The sequence below is a fragment of the Methanobrevibacter thaueri genome (assembly GCF_015062905.1).
GTDB lineage: Archaea > Methanobacteriota > Methanobacteria > Methanobacteriales > Methanobacteriaceae > Methanocatella > Methanocatella thaueri_A.
The window spans coordinates 1-4777 of record NZ_SUTK01000077.1; the positions used below are offsets into that span (position 1 = coordinate 1).

Below are 4777 nucleotides of genomic sequence, written 5' to 3' on the forward strand. Positions count from 1 at the left end.
AGAATTCAATAACTATTTTAGAAATTTTGAATCAAAACACAGAACCGGTAAAAAAGACTGCTTAAAGAAAATGAATTTCATTCCCGCTCATCAAAATAAGGATTCAAATGTTTTGGAAGTCATTGATAAAAAATCACTTAGAGATTATTTCCATGGTGAAGACGAAAAGATTCTTTTTGACGTTCATGAATATCTGAAAAATAATACCATCAAGGATTTAGTGATTATAAGTAATGACAAAGATTTCATAAAAGCCATTTCTGAATTAATCAATATTCTATCTTTTAATACATATGTGTATTTGGAAGATTTGTTAAAAAATTCTTAATCGTTTTGAAGATTTATCTTAAACATGCTAGAATACCATGACTTCTTTAAGTCATGGATGAATTGCAAAAAGGTAGGCATTACTTTAAATGCTTGCTGATGAAATTTAAATAACAAGATAACAAAAAAAAAATAATAATAAATGACAATGACTCAATTAGATTAAACTTTTTCAACGATAACCATGTTTAAAAAGAAGTATTAATTGAATCTGTCTGAACCTTCGGAACGAGGAGGTAGCACGGTAATCCTATTCTTATTAGAGTATACAGTCCGTGAAGTAAGAAGCCTTAACTTCTATAAAGTTGAGGTAGTTCAAAGGATAATGTTATAATATAATATTAAAATCCATTTAAGTTGTAATGGGAGATAGGATATGTTAAAAAAGATTACTTTCAGTATGTTTCTGATGGCCTTTTCGCTGTCAACATTTTTAAGCATTCCAGGTATAATTCCACTGATTGCAGAATATTTCAGTGTTCCGATAACAATGGCCAGTCTCTTTGTCGCATTGTTTGCATTGATATTGAGCGTTACTGGTTTATTCCTGCCGTTCTATTTTTCCAAATATGAAAGAAAGAGATTTTTCATCATCTCCCTATCGGTTTTCATATTAAGCAGTTTCCTGCAGATTTTCATCGATAACTTTTATCTTGCCCTATTCATCAGGCTGATTCCCGCATTCTTCTATTCATCAGCAATCAGTATTGCCCTGACAGTAATGGGAGAACTGGGCTCTGGCAATGTGAACAAGGTTGTTCTGGGTGTTTCTGCCGGATCCATATTGGGATTGTCAATATCCACCCATATAGGCATGACATTCGGATATGCATTTGTAAATGTATGGCTCCTTTTGGTCAATGTTATTGGCCTTGCGGGTATTTGGCTTCTGTTTCCTGAAATGGAAGGCCACCAAAGAAGCACAATTGAAAACATCAAATCTGCAAGGAACAAACGTTTTCTGGTATCATTGCCATTCACCATATTTATCGGTGTTGCAATAAGCATGATTTACAATTATTTTTCAGTAGTGCTGGAAGTTCTCACCAAGATTCCAGCTGATTTAATATCAATTTTCCTATTTGCCAACGGTATAGTTGCAGTTTGCGGAACAAGTCTTTTTGGATATTTCATTGGCAAAAGGAACAATCTTCCAATTGTAATCTATCCGATTGTCTTTGCAGTTGTTGTCATATTTTTAGGCCTTGGAATTGAAGTTCCAGAATTCACATTCGTACAGTTAATCCTTTTCGGCCTTATGGACGGTTCAATGCATACGATTTCCCAATACTGGTTGAGCTCATCAATAAGGGAAGCTCCTGAATTTGCAAACGGTGCATACCTCTTCATCAACAATATGAACAGGGCAGTCGGAGTATTTATAGGGGGAATATTCATCGATGAAAAAGCAGGGCTTTTGCTTATCCTCACATCAGTGGCATGTTTCATTTTGGCATGTCCGACAGCATTATACAGGATTAGGGAATTTCCAAATTTGAAATAATGAAAAAATCCTCTTTTTAGGGTGGTTTTAATAATAATCATCGCTTAAGGCCAGTGCACAACCGTCCTTTTGATGAAAAATTCGCCTGCTGACTTGTTTGGAAACTTTATCGGATTTCTTTTGGCAAGTGAAAGGTATTCATGCCCCACTGCTTATAGTTTCTTGTCTAATTGGCCGTTTATTCATCTGTTTTTTGGAAAAAATTATCAAAATATCATCTTATTTTGATTATTGGCATATTGTTTTCATTGTAGAAAATATTATTATATAATTTGTGTATAAATAGTATTAGTTTAATGGGAGGAACTTAAATGGAAAGCAAAAATATCATTATAATATTGATTGTGATAATTGTTATTCTTGCTGCTGCAATAGGATTTATGGTATTAAAGCCGATGCATGCCAAGGAACCGACAAAAATCAAAGTTGATAGCAATAAAACGTTATATGAGGGAGATAATTTGTCAGTAAAGTTGACTGATTTGAATAAGACTCCATTGTCCAAGCAAAAGGTCAACATTACAGTCAAAGACAGCAAAGGCAAGGTTGTTGCAAATAAAACCGTGAAAACAAACTCCAAAGGTAAGGCAAAACTGGATTTGAACTTGAAGAAAGGAAAATATAATGTTTCTGCAAATTATGGTGGAAATGAAAACTACACTGGAAACAATACAACACAGAAATTAACCATTAAAGAAAAAGTTGTTCAGGCAGAGCTATCACAATCAAGCAGTTCTTCTTCACAAAATAGTCAAAGAGAGGAATATAAAATAACTCCTGATGGATGGAACCCTGGAGAACATGAAATTGGACGCAGATCCATAGGTAATGGTCTTGAAAGAGTGGGATATGATGACGGTTATTTCAGAGTCGTTGACCAGGATGGAAATATTGTTACACATGGTTGGGGTAGCTTATAGCTAATGCCCATACATTTATTCATGAATTGCCATTATGTGGAGGACATTTATGGAAAACAAAAAAATTATTATAATTTTAATTGTGATTATTGCCGTTATGGGACTTGCCGCAGTGATGCTTTCATCATCAATGAACAAGATGGACTCGAATCTGGCAATTACTCACAAAAGCATTAATGTCGGAGATTCTGTGTCAGCCAAGTTAAGCGATAGCAACGGAAATCCGATTTCAGACCAGATGGTCAAAATGAAGCTAACGGATAAGAACGGAAAGACAATTGATAAGGATGTCAAGACAAATTCAAAAGGCAGGGCCAAACTGAAAGTGGATAATGAAGGAGTATATACTGTTGAATGCAAGTTCAACGGAAACGATAAGTATTCTGCAACATCAGTTGATGTTAACATCAGTGTTGTAAAGGCAAAAACAAAATTGGTTGACGATAATCAGACTTCATCATCTAAATCCAATTCGGAATCAGGTGGAGGATCTTCAGATTATCCAAAATATAATCCTGCAATAGGTAGTTATAGGACTGTCGAAAGCCAGCAGGAATTGGCATTGATTGAAACCTCCGGCGGTCAAAATTATGTTTTGGCAGGTGATGGATATTACACCTACGGAGGCCATGATTCACAGGGCAATATCAAGTTAGGTTCATATGTAGGAAAATATTGATGGGAGCGTATTCAAATGGAAAGCAAAAACATAATCATAATATTGATTGTGATAATTGTTATTCTTGCTGCTGCAATAGGATTTATGGTATTAAAGCCTATGCATGCCAAAGAACCAACAAAAATCAAAGTAACTAGTAATAAAACTTTATACGAAGGAGATGATGTGTCAGTGATGTTGACTGATTTGAACAAGACTCCGCTGTCCAAACAAAAAGTCAATATCACAGTCAAAAACAGCAAAGGTAAGGTTGTGGCAAATAAAACCGTAAAAACAAATGATAAGGGTAAGGCAAAACTGGATTTGAATTTGAAGAAAGGAAAATATGATGTAACAGTTAGCTATGATGGAAATGAAAACTACACGGGAAACAACACAACACAAAAATTGACAATTAAAGAAAAAGTCAAAGAAACTGTTAGTGAACAAGATACAAGTAGCAGTGATGGTCAATCATCAAAACCACCAAGAACCGAATATACTGGAGATCCTAATGACAGGGAAGCTTATACTGAATGGAGAAAACAGGATTTACAATCAGAAAATCCTCATAGAGGTTATAGTGTAGCATTGGATGGTCCTGAAAAAGATCCTGCAAGACAATATATGCCGTAAAGATAACTGTTAAATAAAAGATAACAAATTTTGACAATATTGTGAATTATATAATGAATTCAACAGAACAAGAAAATAGGTGAAAGTAAATGGAAAACAAAAATATCATTATAATATTGATTGTGATAATTGTTATTCTTGCTGCTGCAATCGGATTTATGGTATTAAAGCCGATGCATGCCAAAGAACCAACAAAAATCAAAGTAACCAGCAATAAAACTTTATATGAAGGCAAGGACTTGACTGTTAAATTAACTGATTTAAACAAAACACCATTATCCAAACAAAAGGTCAACATCACAATTAAAGATAGTAAAGGCAAGGTTGTGGCAAATAAAACCATCAAAACCGATGACAAAGGTAAGGCAAAGATGGATTTGAAGCTAAAGAAAGGCAAGTATAATGTCACTGCATCTTATGCGGGGAATGAAAACTACACAGGCAATAATACAACACAGAAATTGACTATTAAAGAAGAGGAAAAGGTTGTAGACACACAATCAACAACTTCAAGAGACACATATGTTGAAAGAAGAGAAGGAAACTTAGTTTATGGTTATAAAGATGGAAGATATGGTTTTTGGACTCCTACTGGAAATTTCCATGAGGATAAAAGTAGAGCATTGGCAGGTGAAGACCCGGTTGAGCCATTTATGGAGGATGGGTCTTTTTATAATCAATTTTAATTTTTGTGTAGATGCACGGCATCTATACTATTCTTTTTTTCACTAA

Annotated in this window: 6 protein-coding genes; all 6 read left to right on the forward strand. The window is 34.4% G+C overall.

Annotation, left to right across the window (positions count from 1 at the left end; all coding sequences use genetic code 11):
• The coding region (locus E7Z79_RS09155) for a hypothetical protein (protein WP_303739637.1) at positions 1-328 on the forward strand (328 nt) is incomplete at its 5' end.
• Between the two features lie 375 nt (positions 329-703).
• Positions 704-1831 (forward strand): MFS transporter, encoded by a 1128-nt coding sequence (locus E7Z79_RS09160; protein ID WP_303739638.1) that lies wholly within the window; start codon positions 704-706, stop codon positions 1829-1831.
• 311 nt (positions 1832-2142) lie between these two features.
• Positions 2143-2751, forward strand: coding sequence for an Ig-like domain-containing protein (locus E7Z79_RS09165; RefSeq protein ID WP_303739639.1), 609 nt, complete (start codon positions 2143-2145; stop codon positions 2749-2751).
• Between the two features lie 49 nt (positions 2752-2800).
• Complete coding sequence (locus E7Z79_RS09170; protein WP_303739640.1) at positions 2801-3430, forward strand: hypothetical protein; 630 nt, start codon at positions 2801-2803, stop codon at positions 3428-3430.
• A 15-nt stretch (positions 3431-3445) separates the two neighbouring features.
• Entirely contained in the window at positions 3446-4045 is a 600-nt protein-coding gene (locus tag E7Z79_RS09175) for a carboxypeptidase-like regulatory domain-containing protein (RefSeq protein ID WP_303739641.1), read from the forward strand.
• A gap of 89 nt (positions 4046-4134) precedes the next feature.
• Positions 4135-4731, forward strand: coding sequence for a hypothetical protein (locus E7Z79_RS09180; RefSeq protein ID WP_303739642.1), 597 nt, complete (start codon positions 4135-4137; stop codon positions 4729-4731).
• The last annotated feature ends 46 nt before the right edge of the window (positions 4732-4777 follow it).